Source organism: Allostigmatella hybrida, assembly GCF_020103775.1.
GTDB lineage: Bacteria > Myxococcota > Myxococcia > Myxococcales > Myxococcaceae > Hyalangium > Hyalangium aurantiaca.
Window position 1 is genome coordinate 1 of sequence record NZ_JAHXBH010000018.1, and the last position, 24,907, is coordinate 24,907.

Genomic DNA, 24,907 nt, shown 5'->3' on the forward strand with positions numbered 1-24,907 from the left:
CTCGCTCCCCGTGGAGGAGCCAGGCGCCGAGCCGTCCGCCCGACGCCCCTGGCTCGTTAGCTCAACACACTCCTAGGCGCAGTACGCCTCGTTCGCCGAGGCGGCCATCGCGGAGGACCGCTTCGTGGATGAGTCCAACGCCGCGCAGCTCTGGAGCACGGTGTACCTGGCGGTGCAGCCGCCCCCGTAGCCGAACGGCTGAGTAGGTGGGGCCGGGGAATTCAGGCCAAGATGGCCCCTGCCCCATGGCCTCCTCGCCGTCCCCTTCCCCTGCGCCCACCCCTGCATCGCTGACAGTGCTGCGCATTCCCGGGGCCACGCCGGAGGAGGCGGACGCGTACTGGCTCCGGGAGGTGTACCAGGGGGACCGGCTGCCGCAGCTCACCCTGCGCGCGGTGCTGCTGGGCAGTGGGCTGGGCGCCATCATGTGCGCCACCAACCTGTACGCGGGCCTGAAGGTGGGGCCCTCCTTCGGAGTGGCCGTCACCGCAGGGCTGCTGGCGTTCGCGACGCACGGGGCCTTGCGCCGGCTGGCACCGGGGCTCGCGGGAGGGCCGCTGTCCCCGCTGGAGCTGTGCTGCGCCCAGGCGGTGGCCTCCGCCGCGGGCTATGCCACCGGGGGCGCCCTGGTGTCCGTGCAGGGCGCGTACCTGCTCACCACCGGCCACCACCCGCCCGCGTGGGTGCTGTTGCCGTGGACGTTCGTGCTGTCCGCGCTGGGCGTGCTCTTCGCCGTGCCCTTCAAGCGCCAGTTCGTGGACCGGGAGCAACTGCCCTTCCCCACGGGCACCGCCGCCGCCGTCACCGTGCGCTCGCTGCACGCCACGGGGCATGAGGCGCGGCCCCGCCTGCGCGCGCTGGGCCTCGGCGGGCTGGTGTCGGGCGTTGTCACGCTGGGGCGCGATGCGCTGGAGCGCATTCCGTATGCCCTGGCCTTCCCGGGCGCCCTGGGAGGCGTGCCCCTGGAGCGGCTGGGCTTCGCGCTGGAGACGAGCCTTCTGCCCGTGGGGGCGGGCGCCCTGCTGGGGCTGCGCATCACCGCCTCGCTGTGCCTGGGGGCGCTGCTCATGCATGGGCTCGTGGGGCCGCACGTGTTCGCCTCGGGCCTCCTGCCTGCCGGGGGCGGCCTGCAGGACTTGCTCACCTGGAGCCTCTGGCCGGGCGCCGCGGCGCTCACCACGAGCTCGCTGCTGCGCTTTGCCCTCCAAGCCCGGGCGCTGAAGCGGGCGTGGCAAGGATTGCGGTCGCTCCGGGGCTCGGTGCCACAGCCGGTGGATGCGTTGCAGGTGCCCCGCCGATGGCTGGTGGGTGGCATCGCCGTGCTCGCCCTCGCCGCCGTGTGGCTGGCCTTCACGGGGTTTGGCGTTCCGGTGCCCCATGCCGCGCTCGCGGTGGTGCTCTCCTTCTTCCTGTGCCTCATCTCGTGCCGGGTGACGGGCGAGACGGATGTCACCCCCGTGGGCTCGCTGGGGCAGGTGACGCAGCTCACCTATGGCGCCCTGCTGCCGCGCAACGTCGTGGCCAATTTGGTGACCGCCGGCATTACCGTCAACACCGCGTCCGCCGCGGCGGATCTGCTGAGCGATCTCAAGACAGGGCACCTGCTGGGGGCAAATCCCCGGCGCCAATTCCTCGCGCAACTGCTGGGGACCGGGGTGGGCGCCGTGGCCGCCGTGCCCCTGTTCTACCTGCTGGTGCCGGATCGCTCCGCGCTGGGAGGCCTGCACTTTCCCGCAGCCGCCGCCTTCACCACCGCGAGCCTGTCCCAGGTGCTCTCCTCGGGCGTGAGTGGCTTGTCCTCGGACTTGCGCCTGGCCGGAGCGTGGGCGGCATTGGGCGCGGTGGTGCTCACGCTCGCGGAACACCTGCTGCCGGAGCGTGCCCGGCGCTGGGTGCCTTCCCCCCTGGGCATGGGCTTGGCATGTCTGCTGCCCGCCTCGACCTCCTTCGGGCTCTTCCTGGGAGGACTGGCCGCGGAGGCCGTCCGGCGCCTGTGCCCCTCCGCCGTGGAGGGCCGCGTGCTGCCCCTCGCCGCAGGGCTCATCGCCGGGGAAGGGCTCGTCGGCGTGGCCATCGTGGGGCTGCAATCGCTTTGACGTCTGGCCAACATTCCTGGGATGCCTTGCTCTGGAAAAGAACATCCTGAGCGGATGCAATCATTTGCACGGCCAGGGCTCAAGGGAGCAGCCGCCCACCTCAGGAAACTTCTTCCCATACTGACGCGCACTGCAAAAAATGCCTCCATCGGCACATCGCTTGGATGGCATGGCTAAACGATTTCCATGAGCCTTTGCAGAACTGCCTCAATCACTTTCAGCATTGCCTCCCGAAGGAATCGCATGCTAGGAGAATTGCATATTCCCGGAAGATAGATTTTTCCGGGGTGTTGGGTATCCGTTGAGGCACAGCGCTCGCGCGGGTGTCTCCTGATGGGCCCCAGGCTTTCCCTGGCTTCTTCGAGGAACTCTGCCCATGACGCTCAGAGCCGTTGCCGTGTCCGCACCGGATTGGATTGAGGGCAGCAAGAATCCCCGTGCATTGAACAGCCGGGATCCGGCGAGTCTCTTCAATGCCTGCCGTCATGCCGCCCTCAAGACGTTCGATTCATCGAGCGCATGGTCCTCCAGCAACTGGGTGGGAACACGCGCGGCCAGGCGCTCCCATGTCATGCTCATGTACTCCCTCGACGAGCTGCCCGCTTTCGCCGAGCTGCTGCACCGCGAGCGGCCCAACCTGCTCCTGATTGGCGCCATGACCCTGTGCCTTCCTGGAGCGGTGGCCTGCGCGCAGCTGGCCAAGGAGATTCTGGGAGACCGTGTCCTCGTTGTCCTGGGCGGACGGCATGCAAGCGAGTCCATGTACCTGGAGCGCCACCACGCCCGTGTACCGGACCATGTCCGGCACCATCCCAGCTCCCCCCTTCGCCTCATGGCCACCGGCAGCATCCCGCGGGTGTTCGATTTGGTAGTCGCAGGTGATGGCGAGCACCTGGTGACCGCCCTGGGAGAGTCAGTCGCGCAAGCCGAACAGGAGGGCACCGTGAGCGGGCCTCGCTCGATCCTGGCGCGTCTCGACCCTCGGACTCCCGGCGACTGGATCGCCGGAATCCTCGATGGGGACCTGCCCGTGACGTTGCTCAGTGCCAAGGTGCCCATTGCCTATGGGAGCCTGCCCTCTCCCACCCGGATGTTCGGAGCCGCCGCTTCCTTCTCCGTGTTCGGAGGGAGGATCACGGCCCACGCCTTCAGCGATACGGGCCGCGGGTGCGTTTACGATTGCGCCTTCTGCAGCGAGCGCAGCTCGGTGACCGGCGGCTTGCAGGACGTGATGAACGCCGCGGATCGGCTTCACCGGCAGTTCGAGGAGGCGGTCTCCGTCATCGCCGAGGATCATCCCTGCCGGGGGGCCAGCGCGTTCGTGGAGGACTCGGTCATCCTGGGGGGCAGTCCACGGCTCGTGGACCGGTTCGCGGAGCGGATGGAGGCCCACCCGCTCGACATCCAGTTCGGAGCGCAGTTGACGATCGACCAGATCCTCACCCGTCAAGCGCAGCTCACACGGATGGCGCGCATCGGCCTGCGCTATGTCTTCGTAGGCATCGAAACGCTGGTCCCAGAGACCATTGGCGGCATGAGCAAGGATCTCGGCCACAAGCGGTCCTCCTGGTTGTCGCGCATCCACGGGGCGATGGAGCTGCTGCGCGACAACGGCATTCACTGTGGCTGCGCGGTCCTTTTTGGACTGGGCGAGCCCCATGAGAGCCGTCTGGAGCTCCTGGAGGCCCTGCGGGCGATGCGCGCCCGCTATGGCATGCCAGAGCCCATCAGCGCGAACTGGGCGGTGCAGCATCCGCTGTGCGGCCAGGATGGTGGAACGGGGTACGACTACACGGATTGGGGCACGCCTCCAGGACCTTTCCTGGAGTGCTTCCACCGCTTCGGCGAAGCCTCCGTGCGCTACCCCTTGCCCCAGGCAGGCGCTCCGCTGCTGCATGAAGTGAGGGAAGTGACGTCCCTCCTGGACACCCTGGCCATGCCCACTCCGGCCGAGGCGCCGCTGCTGGTAGAAGAGAGCCCGTGACCCCCAAGACCCATCGCGCACTCCAGGCGGGAATATTCCCCGTTGGCAACGTCGAGATTCCCGTCCTGCCAGCCATCCATGCGACCACGGTGCTGTTTCCGGACACGCGCTCCCTCACGCCACTCGATCGCGACTCGCTCAGCCGGTCCGGGGGCAGCCCCTACGAGAACTTCTATTACGGCGGGGTGGGGACCCCGACCACGGAGGCCTTGAGCCGGACCGTCGCCGGCCTCGAAGGGGGCGCCCACGCGGTCCTGGCCCCTTCAGGGCAGAGCGCCATTGCCGCCACGCTGTCCGCGCTGCTCAAGCAAGGCGACCATGTCCTCATCGTTGACACGGTGACCTACACGACGCGCTGGTACATCGATCAGTGCCTGGTGCCCTGCGGTATTCACGTCACGTACTATCCGCCAGACATCTCCGATATCGAGCCCTACCTGCGGCCCAACACGCGCGTGGTGTTCATGGAGTCTCCCGGCTCCCTGACGTTCGAGGTCCAGGATGTGCCCGCCCTCTGCCGGGGGGCCTGGCGCCACAAGGCCGTGACGGTGCTCGACAACACCTGGGCCGCCTCGCACTGCTTCGAGCCGTTTTCCCACGGGGCCGACATCTCGGTGCTCTCCCTGACCAAATACCACGCGGCCCCGGCGGGCGTTTCGCTGGGGGCGGTGGTGACCCGGGACGCGGGACTGCACGGAAGGGTCAAGAATCAGGCGGCCCTGCTCGGGCTGCACGTCTGCCCCGAGGCATGCGCCCGGGCGGCGCTCGCGCTCACGACGCTCGAACTCCGGCTCACCCACCAGGAAAAGACCGTGCGCCATGTCCTGGAGGGACTGGCCGGGCATCCGGCCCTTCACACGCTGTTCCAACCTTGCTTGCCCGGAGCCGTAGGCCATGACCTGTGGCAGCGGGACTTCACGGGGACCAACAGCCTGCTGTCGTTCTCGTTCCGGGGGCTCACCCGGGCCGCCGTGCTCGCACGGGTCGATCGCTTTCGCGTCATCCGGATTGGGTATGGGTGGGGTGGCACGCACAGCCTGGTGACGGTCTTCGATGCCAATGAATGGCGGACCGCCTCGCGCGCCCAAGCCGAGGGAACCTGCCTGCGCATCTATGCCGGCCTGGAACCAGCCTCGGAAATCCTGGCGGACCTGCTCCAAGCCTTCGAGGGGATGTAACGCCATGCCTCCGGAACGCTCTGCCCACCTGTGGCGGCTCGTCTCGCTGGGCGTGTTGGCGGCGCTCTTCTTCAGCCTGACGTTCGTGCTCAACCGGTCCATGAGCCTGGCCGGTGGGCATTGGGTCTGGAGCGCCAGCTTGCGCTACATCGCGATGCTCCTGCTGCTCGCCGGCTATCTGTGGGGGCGGCGCGGGGGGCCGTGGCTGGCTGCAATGGTGCGCCTCTTCTTCCAGCGCCCCGGTTTCTGGCTCTTGGCCGGCAGCATCGGCTGTGGCGTCTTCTACAGCAGCGTCTGCTTCGCGGCGGGCCATGCCCCCGGGTGGGTCGTCGCCGTCACGTGGCAGTCCACGCTGCTGGCCTCTCCGCTGGTGCTCAGGGCCTTCGGCCTGCGCGTTCCCTGGCGGGGCATGCTCTTCATCGCGCTCGTCATGGGGGGCATTGTCCTCGTGAACCTGCAGTCCTGGCGCGGAGGAATGACGACGCGCGAGGTCCTGCTCGGAGTGCTGCCGGTTTTCGTCGCGGCCTTCGCCTACCCGTTTGGAAACCAGATGCTGAATGCGGCACGGCACGGCACCAGCGCCCGCATCGCCCCCATCGCGTCACCCATTCTCACGGATGCGGCCTCCTGCGTGCTGCTGCTGGTGCTCGGCTCGGTTCCCTTTTGGATCGGATTGCTCGCCGTGGTGCGCCCGCCAGCACCCATGCCTTCGCAAATCCTCCAGACGCTCGTGGTGGCCCTGAGTTCCGGCGTCATCGCCACCACGCTGTTTCTGCGCGCACGCAATGCGGCCCAGGATGCCTACAGCATCGCCGCCGTCGACGCGACCCAGGCGGGCGAGGTGGTCTTCGCCCTCGCCGGTGAAGTCCTGCTGCTGGGCATGTCCTGGCCAGCCCCGGAAGCCCTCCTCGGGGTGCTCCTGGCCACGGGCGGTATCATCGGCTTTGCCGCCGGAACGCCCGCGCAAGCGGCCGTGGCCCCGCCCCCACGCAACGAACCTGACACCCCATGACATGGGCTACGAGCGGCGGCCCACGAGCCGGGTGAGGATGGCCTGAAATTCAGCCTGGCTCAGGTTGATCTGCTCGACGACATGTCCATAGAGCATAGCCGTGGGAACAGAGCGGCCGGAGCGCTCTTGCTCCAAGCGGTGGAGCGTCACGAGGATGATGCGCTCGGCGCGCGTGAGGCCGTCTCTCACGTCGGGAATGTGGTCCGCAGGGTTCACAGGAGTTCCTGACGGGACCGAATCACATTCCGGGACTTCCGGCCATGTTTTCGTCCCATGGACGAGCTCGGTACCTACTATAGGTTGGAAAACCAGACTCTTGGAGCCATGAATGGGACGCAACAGTCGCACGAAAAAATCAAGACGACAAGCAACGCTAACTCCAGGACAGGAGCTTTTTAAGAATGTCCCCCATGAAAGAAAGGGCGACTTTTTGGTCCCCAAACAGGCTTTTTCTCCGGCAGCGCATCAAGCTGCGAAAGAGAAATTTCGCCAGCGGGCGCCTCTTCTTCAGGACCTCATGAAGGCAAAGAGCGCAAAACTTCGAACTCTGTTGATGCCTGCGCCCCCCCTGGATTTGCTTGCCGCGTTATCTCTAGAAGTTTTCTTGGTAGATATGATCCAATTAAGGCCAGCCTTATCTGGACTTCCCTGGGTTTTTGTAGAGTATCCAACCTGGATTTATCTGACCTCAGCCTCCACCATGTGGGCTCAAAAAGGAAACCTCACGCGAGAGACAATTGACTCTGTCCTCGCATGCGAGGATGAACTGATAGGCCTTCTCTTTGAGAAGACCTTGGCTGCTTCTCTATTAAAAGATGATGATGAATTTTCAATTCAGGACGAATTTCTAGCTCACGTAAGACACCAGGAACTTCTAATTCGTCAACCACTCCACCTTCATCAACTGTACGAGCAACACTTGATGCTCTTTAACGCCATTCAAGATCCACTTCGAACAATGACAGGGTTCGATATCCATAGTGCATGGAGTTTATACACGGGGCTCACAAAACTGCTCTCGCACAGACTTGCGCTGCTGCAAAGCTCCCTGCCAAAAAAGGATGACTCTTTGCGAGTGACGATAAATGCATCTCTTGGAAAAATCAGACAGCTTTACGAGGTGACACCAACTCAACTCGCAGAAGCGTCTCGTCACAGCGAAGACGAATCAAGAGCATTTCTTAATTTTTTTGGACTTGGCTTGGTCCAGTCACCGACTGGCGACAACCTCCCGAATATTCATGAACCGCTTGAACTGTCGCCTCTATTGAATCTTGGAGAGGACATCTGGTTCATCCACCTTGCGCCTAAGCTTCCACTGGCTTTTAAGCCAGCTTTCGAAAAATTGCTAAAGAAAACCGATCCACGCACATGGCGAACTTATGAACGGGCCCGTGGGCGCTATCTAGAAGCGCGAACGTTGGAGTTGGTTTCTCGGCGCTCCCCGAAGGCGAAAGCATGGAGCAGCCTTGAGTATGACTTTGATGAGGGGCTTGGCAAAGGCACACAACGTTTCGAACTGGATGGACTGCTAGCAATAGATACGGTGCTCTTTCTCGTTGAAGCCAAGGCGGGCGCTGTGCGCTTGGCCGCCCGAAGAGGCGCTCCGAGCGCGATGGACGATCTCGACTCGCTTGTAAGCGAGGCGTATCAACAAGCCACAAGGGCGCTTCAGTTCATCAGGTCTCAGCCGAACGCTCAGTTCAATCTCAAGAATGGGACCCGCATAAACATCACAAAAGAACAGTTTACACGAGTAGTCTTGCTGACAACCACGCTTGATGATCTTTCCGCACATGTGACAAGATTGGGTGACTTGGTCAAACTTGGCGTTCTGCCTCAAGGACCTCTTCCTTGGGCTGTGGCTCTCCATGATCTTGAGGTCATGACAGAACTTGTGGATGGCATGGGTCAGCTCATCCATTACATTGAGCGCAGGCATGCCTCAACATCTGTTCAACTGATGGCGTCTTCCGAAATCGAACTGTTTTCGGGCTACCTGATGGGTGGGCTTCGGTTTGAAGGGACTGGAGACGCCACGGTCTTGGTCCCAATCCTGTCACAAGCGATCGACGACTACTATGCCCATCGAAGCGGCTTGAAAAAGGCGCACACAGCAAGACCCCAATGGGGACTGGCCGGGCCATTGCTGCGCCTTATTCAGCATCTAGAATCAGGGCAGCCACAAGGATTCATTGAAGCAATTTGTGCACTGCTTGAACTCGGGCCTGGAGAACGCGCACAGTTCATGCACGAGGTGGGGATCCGCCACCGAAGCGCAGCGAAGAATGGGTTCAGTGCCTTTACGTACATTAAGGACAATCTGGTGTTCGCGTTCGCTTCGGGACGCGAACTCTCTCGAGAAATTCTAACGGAATATACCCGTTCGGTGAAGCACGTAACGCGGCGCGAACGTGCAATTGGGATTATGCAGGCTTTAGATAGACCCGCATTGATTGAGGTTGTGCTCGAATTCGGCGCATGGAAAGAGGATCCACAACGACAAGTTACTTCTATGGAAGTTATGCGGCGTTACACCGTCTGAGCAAACCTTTGTACGCATCGGGCGACTGGGCGATCTTCGGAGGAGGCAACCCTCTACTCCTTCAGCAGCGCGTCCAGCATCAGCTTCTTGCTTTCTTGAAACCTTGAAAGGCATTGCTCTTAACTGGCTGCCCTCACTCCTCCGGGACTACCAGTCCGGCACGCAGCGCCACGGAGAGTCTGCTTTGCGTTGGCTGCACCGGAAACCTTGTCCACAAGCCCCGGATTCCTCGGGCTGGCAAGAAGGCGTGCAGACAAATCCCAAGCAAACATGCCCAGCAGGACACGTAGTCCCCCGTCCTTGGCAGGAAGCTGTGCAGGCCAGCCATACCGCGTCTGGGTTCACTCGAAAGTCACGGACTCGGCACTCCTGAGATGTGGGACACGAAGACTGCTGACAGTTGTCTCCATAGACCTCCGCACAGGCAGAAACACCGTCATCGTAACGAATGCACTGTTGCCCCTGGGGACAGCCCGTCTGCTGGCAAGTCGGCAGGCAGAGAGATTCCGGATTCACGTCTGCACAGAAAAAGCCCTTGGGGCAGCTTCCCTCTTCTTGAAGAGAGCAGGGGCTGCCGCACCACCCTTGGCGTCCACCGCATCTGAGTTCCTCGCGACAAGCTACATCCCCATGGCGGGAGAGCCCACTGCACCGCTCCCCCAGACGGCGCGGACCAATGGGCACGCAGACATTCACGACAGGACCTCTGCCCACGGTTTCGATCCCCCGGCAGACAAGACCGTCAGGGCATTGAGTGTCTGCCATGCATTGGCTGTCAATGCAGTAAAGAATCCCGCGGCGTCCATCCGCCAAACATCCCAAGGGAGGGTCGCAATCCGAGTGGGTCCGGCATCGCCGCTTATAGGTTGAGCGGCGAGTGCGTTCTTCAACGTCCAACACCGGACTGATTCGCGACGCCTGTCCTGCCGGCACATGCTCCACAGCTCGTAAAGAAAACATGAACAATAGGATCAGCGGCAGGGGCAAGCCAATTGCTGCCAAGATTCCTGGAAGGGCTTGCCACCTCATTCGCCGCAAATCTCCTCGCACTTCTCAGGGCTCTTGTCCTCGCAGACGGTGACACGTTCCTCGTCAGTGCAGCCAGCCTGGTACAACTCCATCGTGTCCTTATGGATGGCCCTGTCGACCGTACCGCCCCGGCCGAAAGAGTGAGGACAGTTTGTTGTCCCGATCAGCGCCAGAGTAGCCAAGCCCGCTTTCTGCCAACGCATCATTTCCCCCCCTCAAGCCTGCGGAGACAAGGCTAACACACGAGGACCTCGTGGGCTCAAACTGGAGCCCCCATGACGCGCGTCCTCTTCATCGGCAACAGCTACACCTCAGTCAATGAACTCCCGGGAATGCTCGCGGCCTTCGTGAAGCACCTGCTGCCTGGTTTCCCGTTCAGCACCGAGGCCATTGCTCTCGGCGGGGCGACCTTGCGGTCTCATCTGCGGCAGGGCGTGGCGTCCCAGCGCATCCGCGAGGGGGACTGGCAGTACGTGGTGCTCCAGGAGCAAAGCCAGCTCGGCGGAATGCACATCGACGGCGAGGCCTTCCTCGGCCCGCCCGAGGCGATCTTCTTCCCCGTGGTGCGCCAGCTCGTAGCCCAGGCCACTGCCGCCGGCGCGAAGCCTCTCCTGTACATGACCTGGTCTCGCCGGGAGGACCTGTCCGCGCAAGGACTGCTCACCCACGCCTATGCACGCATGGCCTCCGAGCTGGGCGCGGGCCTTGCCCCCGTGGGCGTTGCCTGGGAGCGCGTACGGCGCGAGCGCCCCACGCTTGAGCTGTACGCGGAGGACGGAAGCCATCCCGCCCCCGCGGGCACCTATCTGTCCGCCTGTGTGATGTTCTCTTCCCTCTTTCGTCGGCCGTGTCTGGGAGCGCCGGTGTCCCTCGCCTTCCTGCCAGAGCACCTCGCGCGATACCTGCAACAGGTGGGCTCCGAGGTGGCGCTCGCGGATCCGTTGCCCGAGCTCACCGTTCCCCCGCCACCGCCCCCCACGCTTCCAAGTCTCTCCCCAGGCGAGCCCCTCGTGCCCGCGCGGCTCGCGGGCCGGTGGAGCGGAACCTTGAGCCTCTATCCGAAGGAGCAGGGCATGTCCCCGGCCCTCCTGGGCCTCTTCTTGGCGCCCCAGGGTTCCGAAGCCGTGGGCCATGCGCGGCTCACGATGCGCGGGCGGTCCGCCGAGGCCCCCATCCATGTTCGTCTGGAGGGGGACACCGCCTCCTTCTCCATCCACGACGGGTCCTTCCTGGAGGCCCAGGTGCAATTCCGTGCCACCCTGAGGGACGGAGTGCTCCGGGGGGTGGCAGCCGCCGAGGACCCTCAGGGCAGCCCGTGGTACGGCACGTGGACCGTCCGTCCGGATGCGCCTTGAGGGGCTTGCGCACCTGACAGTCCCCCGGGCAGGCGTTCTCCAGCCCTCCCGCGAAGGTCTCCTCCCTCGCCGAGGTCCCCGGCGGCCCGGTTCTGGTAACCTCTCCGGGCCCCATGCGTTGCCCTGCTTGTCACCGCCGCCTCGCCTCCGGCGCGGTGTGTCCCGTGCACGGCGGGCAGCCCCAGCCCGCCCTCCTCCCCGAGCCCCTGCCGTTGCCCGCCGTTCCCGGGCTGCGGGGCGCGAGCCTGCTCGGCACCGGGGGCTTCTCCCACGTCTTCACCGCCTACCGCGAGGAGGATGGGCGCGAGGTGGCCGTGAAGATGGGCCTCACGCCCCACCCCGGCCTCTTCGCGCACGAGGCCGCCGCCCTGCGCCGAGTGGGCGCGCCCACCGCCCCCGAGCTGCTCCAGCACGGCACGGCTGGGGGGCACCCCTTCCTCGTGCTGGAGGCCCTGCGCGGCCAGACGCTCGCCGCCTGGATGAGCACGCTTCCGGGCAACGGCACCGCCCGGCTGCCGCAGGTCCGCGAGCTGCTCGCGGGGCTGTGCGCGGCCCTGGAGCGGGTCCACGCCGTGGGCCTCGCCCACCGGGACCTCAAGCCCGAGAACATCTTCCTCCGGGAAGGCGGCACGCTCAGCCTCCTCGACTTCGGGCTCGCGCGGTTCCTCGAAGGTCCGGAAGCGGAGGCCTCGGCCCAGGACGTCCGCTCCGTGCAGCGGCTGGGCACGCCGCTCTACATGGCCCCCGAGCAGTGCCTCGATGCCCGCGAGGCGGGCGCCGCCGCCGACCTCTACGCGCTCGGCATCCTGCTCTTCGAGTTGCTGACCGGCGCCCCGCCCTTCACCGGCAGCGTGGAGGAGATCCGCCACGGCCACGTCAGCCTGCGCCCTCCGTCCGTCTCCGCCCACGCCGGGGTGCCCGCGGGTCTCGACGAAGTCCTTCGCCAGTGCCTCGCCAAGAACCCCGCCGAGCGCTTCTCGCGGGCCTCCCACGTGCTCGACGCCTTCGAGGCCGCGTGCCAGCTCACGGACCCTCTCGGCACCGTCCCGCCTCCGGCCTCCGAAGAGGAGCGTCCTCCCCGCGAGGGGCTCCGGATGCTCGCCATCCTGGGCCTCCGGACGGAGGCGACCGTGGATGCGGTCCTCACCGTCCTCGAAGCCCACGGAGGGCTCCTGGTCCGAAGCGGCGCCTGGGGCTCCCTCGCCGTCTTCCCCGAGCGGCTCTCCGCGGAAGCGGGCCTGCGGGCCGGAGCGCTCGCGGCGCGCAAGCTCACCGAGGAGGGCACAGCCACCGCCATCCTCCACCTCGCCGAGGTGTACGTGCGCCCCGGCGTCAACACCCCGCGCGTGGCCGGGGCAGCCCTGTCCTCGCCCGAGCGCTGGTGGCCGGGAGACGGTCCTCCCGGCGAGGTCCGCGTCACCGCCGAGGCCCGCGCGCGGCTGGGGCCCGGCGCCACCCACGAAGGGCCCGGGGGCGAGCACCTGCTGGCGCGCGAGGCCGTGGCGCTTCCGCAGAACACCGGGCCCGCGCCGCTGGTGGGCCGCGAGGCGCTGCTGGACGGACTGTGCGCGGAGGCCCTTCGCTGCCTGGAGGCTCGAACCCCCGGCCTGTGTGTCCTCACCGGCGAAACGGGCCACGGCAAGACACGCCTGCTGGAGGCGCTCGCCGCGCGGCTGGAAGCCCCGGGGCGGATCCGCGTGCTGCGGCTGCGGGCGCTGCCTCCCGACAGCACCTCGCCCGATGCCCTGCAACAGGCCCTCTGGGACGCCGCCGCGCTGCGCCTCCGGGGCCCCCTCGGCACGGCGGCTTCCTCCGGCGCCCAGCGCCACGTCACCTCGCGTGCCCTTGCCGAGGGCCTGCGCCAGAGCGCCCGTGAGGCGCCGTGCGTGGTGCTGCTGGACGACGCGCACCTGGCGGACCCCACCAGCCTGGACACGCTGGAGATGGCCACGCTCACGGGGACGCACGCCCCGCTGTGGATCCTCCTCGCCGCCCGCCCGTCCCTCCGGGGGTTGCGGCCCCACTTCGGCGAGCGCAGCGCCCACGTCTCCCACGCCGCCCTGCCCCCGCTGCCCCCCGACGCCAGCCGCGCGCTGCTGCTGCACCTGCTCCGCCCCGTGGAGCTCATCCCCGAGCCCGTCCTGGCGCGGCTGGAGCACCTCGCCCAAGGGGTGCCCCTGTCCCTGGTGGAGCTCACCGGGGCGCTGCGGACGGCGGGGGCCCTGCGCGCCTCGCCCGGCGGGGGCTGGTATGTCGCCCCGGATGCACTGCTGGACGTCTCGGCCACGCCCCTCTTCGAGCGGCTCGCCGCGCGCGCGCTCGCCGGGCTTCCCGAGGTCCACCAGGTGCTGGCGCGGCTGTGCGCGGTGCTGGGCCACGAAGTGGGGGTGAGCCGGGTGGATGCGGCGATGCGCCACCTGGAGGCGCGGCAGGACACGGGGCCCCGGGCCGCGTGGGATGCGGGCGCAGGGCTGGAGCGGCTGGTCCGCGCCGGGCTGATGCAGCCGGTGGGCCCGGGCCGCTTCGCCTTCCGTCACCCCCTGCTGCGGGAAGCCCTGGAGGCGGCGGTGCCCTCCGCCCCTCGGCGCGCCCTGCACGCCGCCGCCCTGCACTCCCTGTCCGGCACGGACACCGCCACCCAGCGCCGACGCGCCCACCACGCCGCGGGGTGTGGCGCGCACGAGGAGGCCGCGCGGGCGTTTCTCGCGCTGGCGGAGGAGGCGCGCACCGCCCACCTCCTGGTGGAGGCCGAGCAGCACTACACGCGCGCGCTCGCGCTGCTCCCCGAGGGCGAGGAGGAGCCCCGCGCCCAGGCGCTGGCGGGCCGGGGACGGGTGCGCCACCGGCTCCAGCTCTTCCGTGAGGGGCTCGCGGACCTCGCCGCCGCGCGCGCCCTGGCCGTGGCCCGGGGGGACGAGACCCGGGTGGTGGACCTGCTGTTGGAAGAGGCCACCGCGCGGGACTGGATGGAGGACGTGGAGGGCTCGTCGGCCTGTGCGCGCGAGGCGCTGGAGCGCATCGAGCGCCTGGATGATCCCCGCTTGTCGCTGCGCTGCACCCTGGCGCGGGGCCGGCTGCACGTGCGGCTGGGCGAGTGGGAGCCCGCGGCCAGAGCCCTCCGCTCGGCGGCGGAAGGGGCCGAGTGGGCCCGGGACCATGAGACGCACGTGGTGGCCCTGGCGATGCTGGGCTCCACCCTGACGTTCCTGGAGCAAACCCCCGAGGCCGCGCGCTGCTTCGACGAGGCCCTCGTCCGGTGTGAGCGCGCGGGCGACACGCTGCAGCGCGCGGCCACGTACACGGCCCGGGTGCTGCTGTGGCTCAAGCGCGGGGACGTGCCCCAGATGGAGGAAGACCTGCGCCACGCCCTGTCCCTGGGGCGGGAGCTGGGCCATGCCCAGGTGGAGCGCTGGGCCACCTTCAACCTGGCCGAGGTGCTGTACATGCAGGGCCGCGCCCACGAGGCCCTGCCGCTGGCCCAGCGCGCGCACGAGCTGGGCGTGCGCTTCTTCCAGGAGCACCCCGTGCCGCTCGATGCCCTGCTCGTGGCGCGCATCCAACTGGCCCTGGGAGACCTGGCGGAGGCGGCCCGGCAACTGCGGTGGATCGAAGCGCGCTGCGCCCCGGAGTCCCTGCCGCCCACCGCCATCATGCGCCGCATGGTGCAGCTGACGGTCCAGGAGTCCACCGACGGCGCCCCGCCGGAGGCGAACGCCTGGCAGCTCCTCGTGGAGGAGGCCCGCGCGTGTGCCTCGGCCGACGAGATGATGGAGCTGCTCCTCCAGGCCGCCCAGCGCGCCCGGCGGAAGGGACAGGAGGCCGAGGCCCGCCAGTGGCTGGAGCAGGCCCACCAGGCCGTCGAGGGAGCCCCCCTGTGGCGCGCGCGCCTGGAGGCCCTGCGCGCCCCGCTGTAGCGCCCCGGGTTACATCCCCCCGGAGGCTGTAACAGAACCGGTTACACCTCATGCCCTGCCCGAGGGGGTAGCAGGCACCCCGGGGGGCCCCCACGTTGGCCCGCTCCATGCTTTGCTAGATTCACAACGCTGGCTGTTTTGTCGGAGGAAACCCCATGAGGGATGGTTGCCGCTTTTGGCGTCCCGCTTTCCACGGACTGTGGCTCTGCCTGCTGGCGGGACTGGGCGGCTGTGGACCGGCCTTCCTGGAGGAGCCCGAAGCGTGGGCAAGCCGCGAGGCGCCCATCCGGATTCCCAACTCCCTGTCCACGCAGGCGCTCGTCTTCAACGCCCTGTCCACCAACAAGATCGCCAACCAACTGCTGGGCACCAACGCGCTCGCGGCCCTGTTCTCGCCCCCGGGCCACCCCACCATCCTCAACCAGCTTCAGGATCCGGCCGCGCGCCAGTTCATGGGCTACCTGGTGAGCTGCGCCCTGGCCAACGGCCAGAACCTGACGTGGGTGGATCCCTCCACGGGAGGAACCCAGACCTGGCAGGGCAAGCTGGGCATCTGCCCCGCGTGGAAGACCCAGGCGCCCACCCAGGCCTGCTTGCAGCAGGTGTCCTCGTGCCTGCTGGCCCGCAACAACGCCTTTGGCCTGCGCGTGGAGCTGTCGCTGCGCGGCGAGCACCCCACCACCCCGGGCGTCTTCGGGCTGGAGCCGGTGACGCCTCCTTCCGAGTATGAGCCCCTCAGCTCCCAGCGGCTGGCGAGCTTCGAGGGTTGCATCGGCACCCCGGTGGGCGCCGCGCGGGACTGTGGCTGGAGCGGGGATGCCATCGGCTCCTGCCAGCCGGGCACGCGGGTGGTGCTGGGCGCGGGCGGGAAGGATCCCGACACCTGCCTGGGCGCCCCGGTGGGCACCAGCAGCGGCTCCCGGAGGGTGCTCCGGGTGTGCGAGGGCATCCACGGCTGCGACCATGGGAGCACGCTCCCGTGGCTGGGCGAGAGCCAGGGCAGCTGTGGCACCGTGGCGCCCTCGGTGGCGTTCACCTGTCCGGACGGGGGTCACTTCAGCGTGATGACGGCGCCCTACACCCACGGGCAGCTGGGCACGGCCACGGTGCAGCCCGCCTCGTCCTCCGTCCAGTACCGGCTCCCCGAGAGCTCGGTCTTCCGCGTCCGGGAAGGGGCCTTCTACGGCACCCTCTTCGACCCGGACGCGCTGGCGGCCGAGGTCTTCGTGCGCGACGGCAAGGTCATCCTCCCCGAGACGGTGAAGGGCTCGGTCTACCGGCGGATGTACTCCTGCTATGACTCGGGCTGGGGCGCCGGGGTGGCCAACGCCACCCACCGCGTGTGCGCGCTGCCGTCCACGGGCTCCAACTGCGCCGCCCAGGTGACGGGCGCGTGCGTGAATCCGGTCAACCGCACCTACCCCTCCTCCATGTGCGCCACCGACGACGGCTCCCAGGTGGTGGGGGATGGGGACTACGAGAAGTGCCGGGACCACCACTCCACCACGCTGTGGAACTACCCCATCACCAGCTACATCCACTCGGCGTGCGACGTGCTGGGAGACTACGACAAGCCCGACCTGTGCACCCGGTCCCGGCCGATGCCCAAGCTCCCATGAGCCCCGGCGGCGAGGAAGCGCTCTACGGCGAGGAGCTGTCCCCCGGGGCGCTGGTGGGCCGCTGGGTGGTGGAGCACGTCCACTACCAGGGCCCGGTCTCCTGGCTCTACCGCGCGCGGGACACGCAGACAGGGGCCGCCGCGGCCCTGAAGGTCTTGCACTCGCGCTTCACCGCGGCCCACACCGCGCTGCGCCGCTTCCGCCAGGAGGCCACCACGCTCCAGCGGCTGCACCACCCGCACATCGTCGAGGTGCTGGGCCACGGGGAGCTGCCCGACGGCAGGCCCTTCATCGCCATGGAGTGGCTGCCCGGAAGGGACTTGGCCGCCGAGCTGGCCGCGCGCGGGCCCCTCTCCCCGCGCGAGGCGCTGGAAATCCTGGAGCAGGTGGGCGCCGCGCTCGAGGCGGCGCACGCGGCCGGGGTGGTGCACCGGGACCTGAAGGCGCACAACGTGGTGTGCCTGCGCGGGGGCGCCGAGGCCGTGCGCGTGAAGCTGGTGGACTTCGGGGTGGCCAAGGACTTGTCGCCGCGCACGCCGGGCACCTCCTCGCTCACGCAGACCGGCGCGGTGCTCGGCACCCCGCTGTTCATGGCCCCCGAGCAGATCCGCGGCGAGCCGCCCGACGCGCGCACGGACCTGTATGCCCTGGGCCTCTTGCTGTTCCACCTGGTGACGGGCACGCCGCCCTTCCTGGGCGCCACGCCGCACGAGGTGGAGGAGCAGCACCTGCACGCGCCCCCACCGCGGCCCAGCGAGCGCGCGCCGGTGCCCGCGGCCCTGGACGCGGTGGTCCACCGCTGCCTGCAGAAGCGGCGCGAGGAGCGCTACCCCACCGTGGCGGCGATGCTGGAGGCGCTGCGGCGCGCGGTCCACGGCGGCCCGGGCACGCTCGCCCCCGAGCGCACCCTGGCGCTGTACGCCGAGGCGTGCGTGGAGGGCGAGCCGGACGGCGCCGCGCTGGAGCGGATGGACGGCCTGCTGGAGAGCGCGAGCGCCATGGCGCGCGAGGCGGGGCTCACCGTGCGCGTGGAAGGCGCTGGCTGCATGCTCGCGGTGGCGGTGCTGCCGGAGGGGGCGCGCGAGGAGCGCGAGGCCCGCGCCCGGCTGCTGGCCTCGGCGCTGGCCCTGGTGCGCATCGCCGAGGCGATGACGAGCCCGCCCCACGTCACGCTGAACGTCACCGTGCACGTGGATGCCGCGCGGCGGTGGCGGGAGAAGGCCTGTGGCATGCCCTCGGGCACGGGCGGCCTGCTGTGCCTGTCGGGCTGGGCGGTGGCCACGCCCGGCCATGCGCTCATCGTCACCGAGGCGGCGCTGCAGGGGCTGGAGACGGACTTCCTCGCCGAGCCCCTGCGGGAGCAGGCCCCCAGGGGCCACCGCCGCGTCATGGGCCTGCGGTGACGCTCAGGGCTTGATGCCGTGGCGGCGCAGCAGCCGGTAGAGGTGCACCCGGTCCATGCCCGCGGTCACCGCGGCCTGGGCCACCTTGCCCTGGTGCTTCTCCAGGAGCACGCGCAGGTAGCGCCGCTCGAAGTCATCCACCACCCGGCGCCGCTGATCCGCGTAGGGCTTGCCCGGATCCAGCTCCATGGGGCCGCCGGGGCCGGCCTCCTCCTCGGAGAGCGCCAGCGCGTCCTCGAAGACGAGGCACCGCTCCAGGTAGTTGCGCAGCTCGCGCACGTTGCCAGGCCACGCCGCGTGCCGCAGCCGCGCGATGAACTCCGGCGTGCGCAGCGCGCCCGTGCGCTCCGGGTCCGCGCCCAGCGCGGAGAGGATGCCATCCACGAGCAGCGGCAGGTCCTCGGGGCGCTGGCGCAGGGATGGCTGGAGGATGCGCAGCACCGCCAGCCGGAAGAAGAGGTCCGAGCGGAAGCGGCCCGCGTTCACCTCCGCGCGCAAGTCCCGGTGCGTGGCGGCGATGAGGCGGATGTCCACCGGCTGGTACGTGTTGCTGCCCACGCGGCGGATCTCCCGCGTCTCCAGCACGCGCAACAGCTTGGGCTGCAGCTCCGGGGGCAGCTCGCCAATCTCGTCCAGGAAGACGGTGCCCCCGTGGGCCTCCTCGAAGGCCCCCGCGCGCCGGACCATGGCCCCCGTGAAGGCACCCTTCTCGTGGCCGAACAGCTCGCTCTCCAGGAGGTTCGAGGGGATGGCGCCGCAGTCCACGACGATGAAGGGCTTGTCGCGCCGGCTGCTCGCCTGATGGACGGCGAGGGCCGCCTGGCTCTTGCCCGTCCCCGTCTCCCCCTCCAGGAGCACCGTCACGTCCCGGGCCGAGGCGCGCTCCAGCAGCGCGAAGCAGGCGCGCATGGCCACCGAGGTGCCAATCAGCGAGCCGAAGCGCATGTTCTCGGAGATTTGGAGCCGGTTGGTCTCCGAGCTGAAGTCGAAGCGCAGCACCATGCGCCCCAGCCGCAGCAGGCTGCCGCCGCGCAGGTATGCGTCCGCCACCTGCACCCCATCGACGATGACGCCGTTGGTGCTGTCCAGGTCCTTCACCCGGGAGCCCTTGGGCCCGATGCGCACCTCGCAGTGGAAGCGCGACACGGTGGAGTCATCCAGCGGGAAGTCGTTGAGCGGGTGCGAGCCGATGGAGCACACGTCCGAGGCGGACTCCCAGATGGCGCCCATGCCCGGGCCCTCGACGATGGTGAGCCGGAAGCGGCGCACCACGGGCGTGGAGCCGGGCAGTCGCGCGTGCTCGTAGGGAAGCGTCTCCTGGAGGTTGCCGCCCTCGGCCGTGCCCTCGGCGTTCATCTCCTGGTCCACGGCCGGCAGGGAAAGGGTCGTGCGATTCCGGTCTGACGGAGGCATGGGGGACAAGGTACCACCATTCGTTGCGGACGGTCCCCGCGCCTCGCGGGCAGTGTCAACGCCCGAGCTTGGCGGCCAGCGCCAGCCGCGCGGCCACCGCCATGGCGTCCGCCCGCTCGTTCTCCACATGCCCGGAGTGGCCCCGGACCCAGTTCCACGTCACCTGGTGGACCTGGGTCTGCGTTAGCAGGGCCTGCCAGAGATCCGCGTTCTGCACCGGCTGCTTGGCCGCGGTCTTCCACCCGGTGCGCTGCCACCTGTCCAGCCACTTCTCCTGGAAGGCGTTGCGCACGTACTGCGAATCCGTGAAGAGCTGCACCTGGCAGGGGGCCTTCAGCGCGCGCAGGGCCATCAGCGCCGCGGTCAGCTCCATGCGGTTGTTGGTCGTCTCCGGCTCGGCCCCGCTCAGCTCCCGGCGCGCGTGGCCATGCGCCGGGGAGACGAGGATGGAGCCCCACCCGCCAATGCCCGGGTTGGGCGAACAGGCACCGTCACAATAGATATGGACCAGGGGCAACGCCATGCGCGAGGCATTCTATGCGAGGCCCGGTTTCGTGCTACCGAAGGGGTGTGAGACCGTGGGTCACGCCATTGGAGCCCCCGCCTTCCCCGGAGGAGCTGCCGCCCGCCTTCCCCAGCCCCTTTGATGCCCGGGGCCCTCACGCGCTGGCCGAGCGGGCCGCGCGGGTGCTCCAGGCGGAGCTGCGGACAGGGACGGTGGCGCCCGGCGTCCCCACCGCGCTGCTGGAGGCCCCCGAGGGGGGCAAGATGTTCGGCGTGCTGGCCGTCCAGACGCCCGAGGGCCGCATCGGCTTTCTCCGCGCCTTCTCCGGCATGCTGGCGGGACGGTGGGAGCACGAGGGCTTCGTCCCCCCGCTCTTCGACCGGCAGGCGCGGGAGGCCCTGGAGCCCGCCGGGGAGGCCACCGTGAAGGCCCTGCTCTCGCGCGCCGAGGCGCTGCGCACCGCCCCGGAGCGCCCCCAGCTCCAGGCGGCGCAGGAGGCCCGGCAGCACCGCCACGCGCGGGAGCGGGCGGAGCTGAAGGCCCGGCATGAGACCCGGCGCCACCAGCGCCACGCGCGGCGCCAGGCGCTGACGGCCGCCTCCGCCCTGCGCGAGGAGGAGCGGCGCCAGGCACTCCATGCGCTCGACCAGGAGAGCCGCGGCGACAAGGCGGAGCGCCGCAAGCAGGAGGCGGCCCAGGAACAGGAGCAGCGCACGGAGGCGCCGGCCCTGGCCCGGCTGGAGCGGCGGCTCGGGGCGCTGGAGCGCTTGCGGCGCATCGTCTGCCGGGCGCTCATGAAGCGGATTCACGGCACCTACGCCCTGCGCAACGCGCGGGGCGCGCACCGCCCCCTGCGGGACGTGTTCGCCCCCGGCGAGCCGCCCTCGGGGGCCGCCGACTGCGCCGCGCCCAAGCTCCTCGCCTTCGCCTTCGCCCAGGGGCTGCGCCCGCTGGCGCTCGCCGAGTTCTGGTGGGGCGCGCCACCGGCCACGGGGGGCCGCGTCTCTGGCGCCTTCTATGGGGCCTGCCGCGAGAAGTGTGGCCCGCTGCTCCCCTTCCTGCTGGAGGGCCTCACCGTCTCCGCCCCGCGCGCCTTCTCACCCCCGGTGGCCCCGGGGCCGGCCGGAGAGCTCGCCATCGTCTTCGAGGATGCGTGGCTCGTGGTGCTCGACAAGCCCTGGGGCCTGCTGTCCGTGCCGGGAAAAGGCGAGGCGCTGCGGGACTCGGTGCTCACCCGGCTCCGGGCACGGTACCCGCACGCGGCGGGGCCGCTGCTCGTGCACCGGCTGGACCTGGACACCTCGGGGCTGCTCGTGGCTGCCCTGGATTCGCGCACCCACGCCGTGCTGCAACGGCAGTTCCTCCACCGGGAGGTGGACAAGCGCTACGTGGCCTGGCTCGACGGCCCTGTGCGCGGGGAGGCGGGCACCATCGCCATGCCCCTGCGCGTGGACCTGCACGACCGGCCCCGGCAGATTCATGACCCCGTGCACGGCAAGCCCGCGCTCACGCAATGGCGGGTGCTCGAACGGCGCGGCGCCCGCACCCGGGTGGCCCTCACGCCCCACACCGGCAGGACGCACCAGCTGCGCGTGCACGCGGCCCACCCGCTCGGCCTGGGAGCCCCCATCGTGGGGGACCGCCTCTACGGACGCGAGGAGGCCCGCCTGCTGCTGCACGCCGAGGCGCTCGCGTTCCGGCACCCCGCCACGGGACAGCGCGTCTCCTTCGAGCGGCCCGCGCCCTTCTGATTTCCCCGCAGTCCTCAGGAGCCCCCGCCGATGCCCCGTGAACTCGTGAACCCGCCGAACCTCTACAACAGCGTTCAGTATGGCTTCTCCCACGCGGCCCTCCAGCACGGAGGCCGGACGCTGCACCTGGCGGGGCAGGTGGCCTGGAACGCGAAGGGCGACCTCGTGGGCGAGGGCGACCTGGCCCGGCAGACCCGCCAGGTGTTGGAGAACCTCAAGGGGGTGCTCACCGCCGTGGGCGCGCGGCCCACGGACCTCGTGCGCCTGCGCACCTACGTGGTGAAACACACGCCGGACAAGCTGGGCATCGTGCTCGGTGAAATCAAAGCCTTCTACGAAGGCGCGGAGCCGGCTCCCAACACCTATCTCGGCGTCGAGGCGCTCGCCCTGCCCGAGCTGCTCGTCGAAATCGAGGCCATCGCCGTCATTCCCTGACGCCCCGCGGCCCAGGACGGCGCCCCGGCAGCCAGGCATGCGGGGGCACCAGCGCTTCCAGGGGAAAGGGTTCCGGTCAGCCCCCCTCCCGGACAGGCCGGTTCCCGCGCGGGCCGGGGCTCCCTACGTTTGACGCAGGAGCCCTCGCGATGATGAACACCCTCTTCGCCGTCCTGAACTGGCTGCCGGAGCGCCCTCGCCGTGCCGCGGTGCGGCGGGTGATTGACGCGGTGTGGGCCCGCTACGCCGACATGCAGGTGACGGGGCGTGAGCACCTGCCCCTGGGCCCCGCCCTCTACGTGTGCAACCACCTGTCCAACGCGGATGGGCTCACGCTGCAGCGGGCCCTCCAGCCCCTGCGGGTGTGGTTCGTGGCGGGGGTGAAGCTGCGGAGCACGCCGATGACGCGCTTGGCCGCCGAGGCCGTGGACACCATCTTCATCCGTCCCGGCTCCCCGGACGTGGAGGCACTGCGCTGCGCGGTCATCGCGCTCCAGCAAGGCCGCTCCGTGCTCGTCTTCCCGGAGGGCGGCCGCAGCCGGACGGGCGCCCTGCTCCGGGCCAAGCGGGGCGTGAGCCTCATCGCCCGCAGGGCCAGGGTCCCCGTGGTGCCCGTGGCCCTCACGGGCACCGAGCGGATGATGCCCATCGACGAGCGGAACATGGGGGGCGAGCGGCTGCACCGCGCCCGCATCACCGTGCGCATCGGCGCCCCGTTCCGCGTGGAGGATCTCCACGAGGAGGTGGAGGGCGCCCAGGACTCCCGTCAGGCCCTGGCCGACGCCATCATGCGCCGCGTGGCGGCCCTGCTGCCCCCGGAGTACCAGGGGGAATACGCGCGGCGGCCGGGGCCCGGGGTGCCGGGAGGCCCGCGGCCGGTGTCCTCCCCCGGGGAGGAGCGGCCGCGGCCGCACTGACTCACCCGGAGATGTCGAAGGAGAAGCCGTTCTGCGTCATCTCGCCCACGGCCTCGTGGATCTTCTCCACCGCGAAGCCCAGGTCCCCCATCGTGTGGCCATCGCCCGTGTAGAAGTAGGGCACGCCGTGGTAGTACAGCCCCTTGCGGCGCAGCAGCAGCGCCAGCACGACGTTGGCCGCGGGGTAGGTGGCCTGGATGAAGTCGCGCGTGCTGTTCATCGGCGCGCCGTTGCGCATGAAGGACATGTAGCCGAAGAACTCGCCCCAGCCCGGCAGCTGCAGCGACACCTCGTCATTCACCTTCACCTGGGAGATGGCGCCGCGCAGAAACTGCGCCTTCTGGCGCGTGCGCGTGTAGAAGCCCTCGCCCTTTTGCTTGAGCAGCGACAGCGAGGCGTGCGAGGCGGCCAGGGCCAGGTGGTTGTTGATGTGCGTGGTGGCCAGGAACGTTTTCTGCCCGTAGTCGTGGATGGCCTGGCCGCTGGAGGCCGCCCGCTCCAGGATGTCCGAGCGCCCGCCAATCGCGCTTAGCGGCAGCCCCAGCGCGGTGATGACCTTGCCGTAGGTGACCAGGTCCGCGTGCAGGTTCTCGGTGCCCGTCACGCCGCCGGGGCCATACCGGAAGCCCGAGTGGACCTCGTCGAGCACGAGCAGCACGCCGGACTTGCGGCACACCTCGCCCAGTTCCCTCACGAACGGGATGGCCTTGTCCGGGAAGGGGAACGCCGTGGGAATGGGCTCGGTGAGCACACAGGCGATCTCGTTCTTGCGCTTCTTGATGATGTCCAGCGACGCCGGATCATTGAACGTCAGGATGAGCAGGTCCTCCTTGCCCAGCACCTGCGCCCCCCGGTTGAAACAGCGCAGCGGCACCATGGGGCCCTTCGCCGTGGGGTAGGGCAGCAGCGGGTGGCCGTAGAAGGCGGCGTGCGAGTTGTAGGCCACCACGTCGTGCTGGCCATTGATGCTGCCCTCGAACCGCACCACGAGCCGGCGCCCCGAGTGCGCGCGCGCCAGGCGGATGGCCGCCGAGGTGGCGTCGCTGCCGGAGTTCTGGAAGGCGAACCGCTCGCGGTGCGGCATGAACTCCTTGAGCAGCTTCACGTACTCCAGCTCGAGCGACGAGGCGTACGCGTTGCCCACGCTCTTGCCCAAGAGCCCCTTCACCGCCTGGACGACGGGCTCCGGGTTGTGGCCATGGAGGCTCTGCGCGCCAAAGCCCAGGAAGCAATCCAGGTACTCGTTGCCGTCAATGTCATACAGCCGCCCGCCCTCGGCGCGCTCGATGCACAGCGGCATGAAGATGGAGAAGAACGGCCAGAAACCCGCGTTCGTCACCGAGTGCTTGCGCAGTTCCTCCATGCGCGCGTTGGACTTCGGCTGGCGCCGCATCAGGTCCGCGGTCAGGTCTTGCATCCACGGCTGAGAGAAGAGCGACTTGAAGTAGGCCCCCACCACGGCCGACCGGCGCTCCCCGGCCGAGGGGGCCTTGGACTTCACCGGCTTGCGCAGGGCTGGCGCCTTCCGGCCCACCACGCGCGCCGCGGCCTTTTGCGTGGAACGGGAGGGATTCTTCAAGACCTGCGTCCGCGTGCGCTCTGGTTTCATGCATTATCCCTAATACGTGTATTTAAGGTATCTAAGGGATATACCTTATACAGGGAATTCTTTCCATGACCCTCCGCGCGCATTTCCTTTTGCGCCGCGCTGTGCATCGCTCAGCCGTCCACAATCGGCGCCCAAAACCCTT

The 24,907-nt window shown here is 68.9% G+C and carries 16 protein-coding genes; 12 read left to right on the top strand and 4 right to left on the bottom strand.

Features of this window, described 5'->3' with window-relative positions:
* The first annotated feature begins 245 nt into the window (after positions 1-245).
* The 4 genes from KY661_RS24090 (at position 246) to KY661_RS24105 (ending at position 6,270) form a co-directional block, all read left to right on the top strand.
* Complete coding sequence (locus tag KY661_RS24090) at positions 246-2,096, top strand: OPT family oligopeptide transporter (protein ID WP_225412445.1); 1,851 nt, start codon at positions 246-248, stop codon at positions 2,094-2,096.
* Positions 2,097-2,472: 376 nt separating this feature from the next.
* A complete protein-coding gene (locus tag KY661_RS24095; protein ID WP_225412446.1) occupies positions 2,473-4,080 on the top strand; it encodes a B12-binding domain/radical SAM domain-containing protein in 1,608 nt (535 codons plus the stop codon).
* Positions 4,077-5,258: a trans-sulfuration enzyme family protein gene (locus KY661_RS24100; protein ID WP_225412447.1), complete on the top strand. Its 1,182-nt coding sequence runs from the start codon at positions 4,077-4,079 to the stop codon at positions 5,256-5,258. Before KY661_RS24095 ends, KY661_RS24100 begins: the two co-directional genes overlap by 4 nt.
* 4 nt (positions 5,259-5,262) lie before the next feature.
* The gene (locus KY661_RS24105) at positions 5,263-6,270 is read left to right on the top strand and encodes a multidrug resistance efflux transporter family protein (RefSeq protein WP_225412448.1); all 1,008 of its coding nucleotides are present in this window, start codon (positions 5,263-5,265) and stop codon (positions 6,268-6,270) included.
* Between the two features lie 6 nt (positions 6,271-6,276).
* Here the strand turns inward: KY661_RS24105 and KY661_RS24110 are convergent, their stop codons facing one another.
* The gene (locus KY661_RS24110; RefSeq protein ID WP_225412449.1) at positions 6,277-6,486 is read right to left on the bottom strand and encodes a hypothetical protein; all 210 of its coding nucleotides are present in this window, start codon (positions 6,484-6,486) and stop codon (positions 6,277-6,279) included.
* Between the two features lie 112 nt (positions 6,487-6,598).
* Here KY661_RS24110 and KY661_RS24115 point away from each other — a divergent pair, with 112 nt between their 5' ends.
* From KY661_RS24115 to KY661_RS24135, 5 genes are all read left to right on the top strand, one after another.
* Positions 6,599-8,815: a hypothetical protein gene (locus tag KY661_RS24115; protein ID WP_225412450.1), complete on the top strand. Its 2,217-nt coding sequence runs from the start codon at positions 6,599-6,601 to the stop codon at positions 8,813-8,815.
* Positions 8,816-10,119: 1,304 nt separating this feature from the next.
* Positions 10,120-11,199, top strand: coding sequence for an SGNH/GDSL hydrolase family protein (locus tag KY661_RS24120; RefSeq protein WP_225412451.1), 1,080 nt, complete (start codon positions 10,120-10,122; stop codon positions 11,197-11,199).
* 113 nt (positions 11,200-11,312) lie between these two features.
* Entirely contained in the window at positions 11,313-15,113 is a 3,801-nt protein-coding gene (locus KY661_RS24125) for a serine/threonine-protein kinase (RefSeq protein WP_225412452.1), read from the top strand.
* Between the two features lie 155 nt (positions 15,114-15,268).
* Positions 15,269-16,732: a hypothetical protein gene (locus tag KY661_RS24130; protein ID WP_225412453.1), complete on the top strand. Its 1,464-nt coding sequence runs from the start codon at positions 15,269-15,271 to the stop codon at positions 16,730-16,732.
* On the top strand, positions 16,729-18,135 hold the full coding sequence (locus tag KY661_RS24135; RefSeq protein WP_225412454.1) for a serine/threonine-protein kinase: 1,407 nt from the start codon (positions 16,729-16,731) through the stop codon (positions 18,133-18,135). The genes KY661_RS24130 and KY661_RS24135 overlap by 4 nt, the downstream gene beginning before the upstream one ends.
* 3 nt (positions 18,136-18,138) lie before the next feature.
* On the opposite strand, the gene KY661_RS24140 is transcribed toward KY661_RS24135, so the two are convergent.
* Positions 18,139-19,491 carry a sigma 54-interacting transcriptional regulator gene (locus KY661_RS24140; protein ID WP_225412567.1) on the bottom strand — a complete coding sequence of 451 codons (1,353 nt, stop codon included), beginning with the start codon at positions 19,489-19,491 and terminating at the stop codon, positions 18,139-18,141.
* Between the two features lie 112 nt (positions 19,492-19,603).
* Positions 19,604-20,071: a ribonuclease HI gene (gene rnhA, locus KY661_RS24145; RefSeq protein WP_075008817.1), complete on the bottom strand. Its 468-nt coding sequence runs from the start codon at positions 20,069-20,071 to the stop codon at positions 19,604-19,606.
* 47 nt (positions 20,072-20,118) lie between these two features.
* Here rnhA and KY661_RS24150 point away from each other — a divergent pair, with 47 nt between their 5' ends.
* The 3 genes from KY661_RS24150 to KY661_RS24160 all read left to right on the top strand — a co-directional run bounded on the left by KY661_RS24150 (position 20,119) and on the right by KY661_RS24160 (position 23,156).
* Entirely contained in the window at positions 20,119-21,804 is a 1,686-nt protein-coding gene (locus KY661_RS24150; RefSeq protein ID WP_225412455.1) for an RluA family pseudouridine synthase, read from the top strand.
* A gap of 30 nt (positions 21,805-21,834) precedes the next feature.
* Positions 21,835-22,239, top strand: coding sequence for a RidA family protein (locus tag KY661_RS24155; RefSeq protein ID WP_225412456.1), 405 nt, complete (start codon positions 21,835-21,837; stop codon positions 22,237-22,239).
* A 149-nt stretch (positions 22,240-22,388) separates the two neighbouring features.
* On the top strand, positions 22,389-23,156 hold the full coding sequence (locus KY661_RS24160; RefSeq protein ID WP_225412457.1) for a lysophospholipid acyltransferase family protein: 768 nt from the start codon (positions 22,389-22,391) through the stop codon (positions 23,154-23,156).
* 1 nt (position 23,157) lies between these two features.
* Here KY661_RS24160 and KY661_RS24165 read toward each other — a convergent pair whose 3' ends face one another.
* The gene (locus tag KY661_RS24165) at positions 23,158-24,765 is read right to left on the bottom strand and encodes an aminotransferase class III-fold pyridoxal phosphate-dependent enzyme (protein ID WP_225412458.1); all 1,608 of its coding nucleotides are present in this window, start codon (positions 24,763-24,765) and stop codon (positions 23,158-23,160) included.
* Positions 24,766-24,907 lie beyond the last annotated feature (142 nt).

What these genes read in the sequence shown, in the direction of transcription:
- KY661_RS24090 (WP_225412445.1), top strand. Translation starts at nt 246, where the DNA reads ATGGCCTCCTCGCCGTCCCCTTCCCCTGCGCCCACCCCTGCATCGCTG.
- KY661_RS24095 (WP_225412446.1), top strand. Translation starts at nt 2,473, where the DNA reads ATGACGCTCAGAGCCGTTGCCGTGTCCGCACCGGATTGGATTGAGGGC.
- KY661_RS24105 (WP_225412448.1), top strand. Translation starts at nt 5,263, where the DNA reads ATGCCTCCGGAACGCTCTGCCCACCTGTGGCGGCTCGTCTCGCTGGGC.
- KY661_RS24115 (WP_225412450.1), top strand. Translation starts at nt 6,599, where the DNA reads ATGGGACGCAACAGTCGCACGAAAAAATCAAGACGACAAGCAACGCTA.
- KY661_RS24120 (WP_225412451.1), top strand. Translation starts at nt 10,120, where the DNA reads ATGACGCGCGTCCTCTTCATCGGCAACAGCTACACCTCAGTCAATGAA.
- KY661_RS24125 (WP_225412452.1), top strand. Translation starts at nt 11,313, where the DNA reads ATGCGTTGCCCTGCTTGTCACCGCCGCCTCGCCTCCGGCGCGGTGTGT.
- KY661_RS24130 (WP_225412453.1), top strand. Translation starts at nt 15,269, where the DNA reads ATGAGGGATGGTTGCCGCTTTTGGCGTCCCGCTTTCCACGGACTGTGG.
- KY661_RS24135 (WP_225412454.1), top strand. Translation starts at nt 16,729, where the DNA reads ATGAGCCCCGGCGGCGAGGAAGCGCTCTACGGCGAGGAGCTGTCCCCC.
- KY661_RS24140 (WP_225412567.1), bottom strand. Translation starts at nt 19,491, where the DNA reads ATGAACGCCGAGGGCACGGCCGAGGGCGGCAACCTCCAGGAGACGCTT.
- rnhA (WP_075008817.1), bottom strand. Translation starts at nt 20,071, where the DNA reads ATGGCGTTGCCCCTGGTCCATATCTATTGTGACGGTGCCTGTTCGCCC.
- KY661_RS24155 (WP_225412456.1), top strand. Translation starts at nt 21,835, where the DNA reads ATGCCCCGTGAACTCGTGAACCCGCCGAACCTCTACAACAGCGTTCAG.
- KY661_RS24160 (WP_225412457.1), top strand. Translation starts at nt 22,389, where the DNA reads ATGATGAACACCCTCTTCGCCGTCCTGAACTGGCTGCCGGAGCGCCCT.
- KY661_RS24165 (WP_225412458.1), bottom strand. Translation starts at nt 24,765, where the DNA reads ATGAAACCAGAGCGCACGCGGACGCAGGTCTTGAAGAATCCCTCCCGT.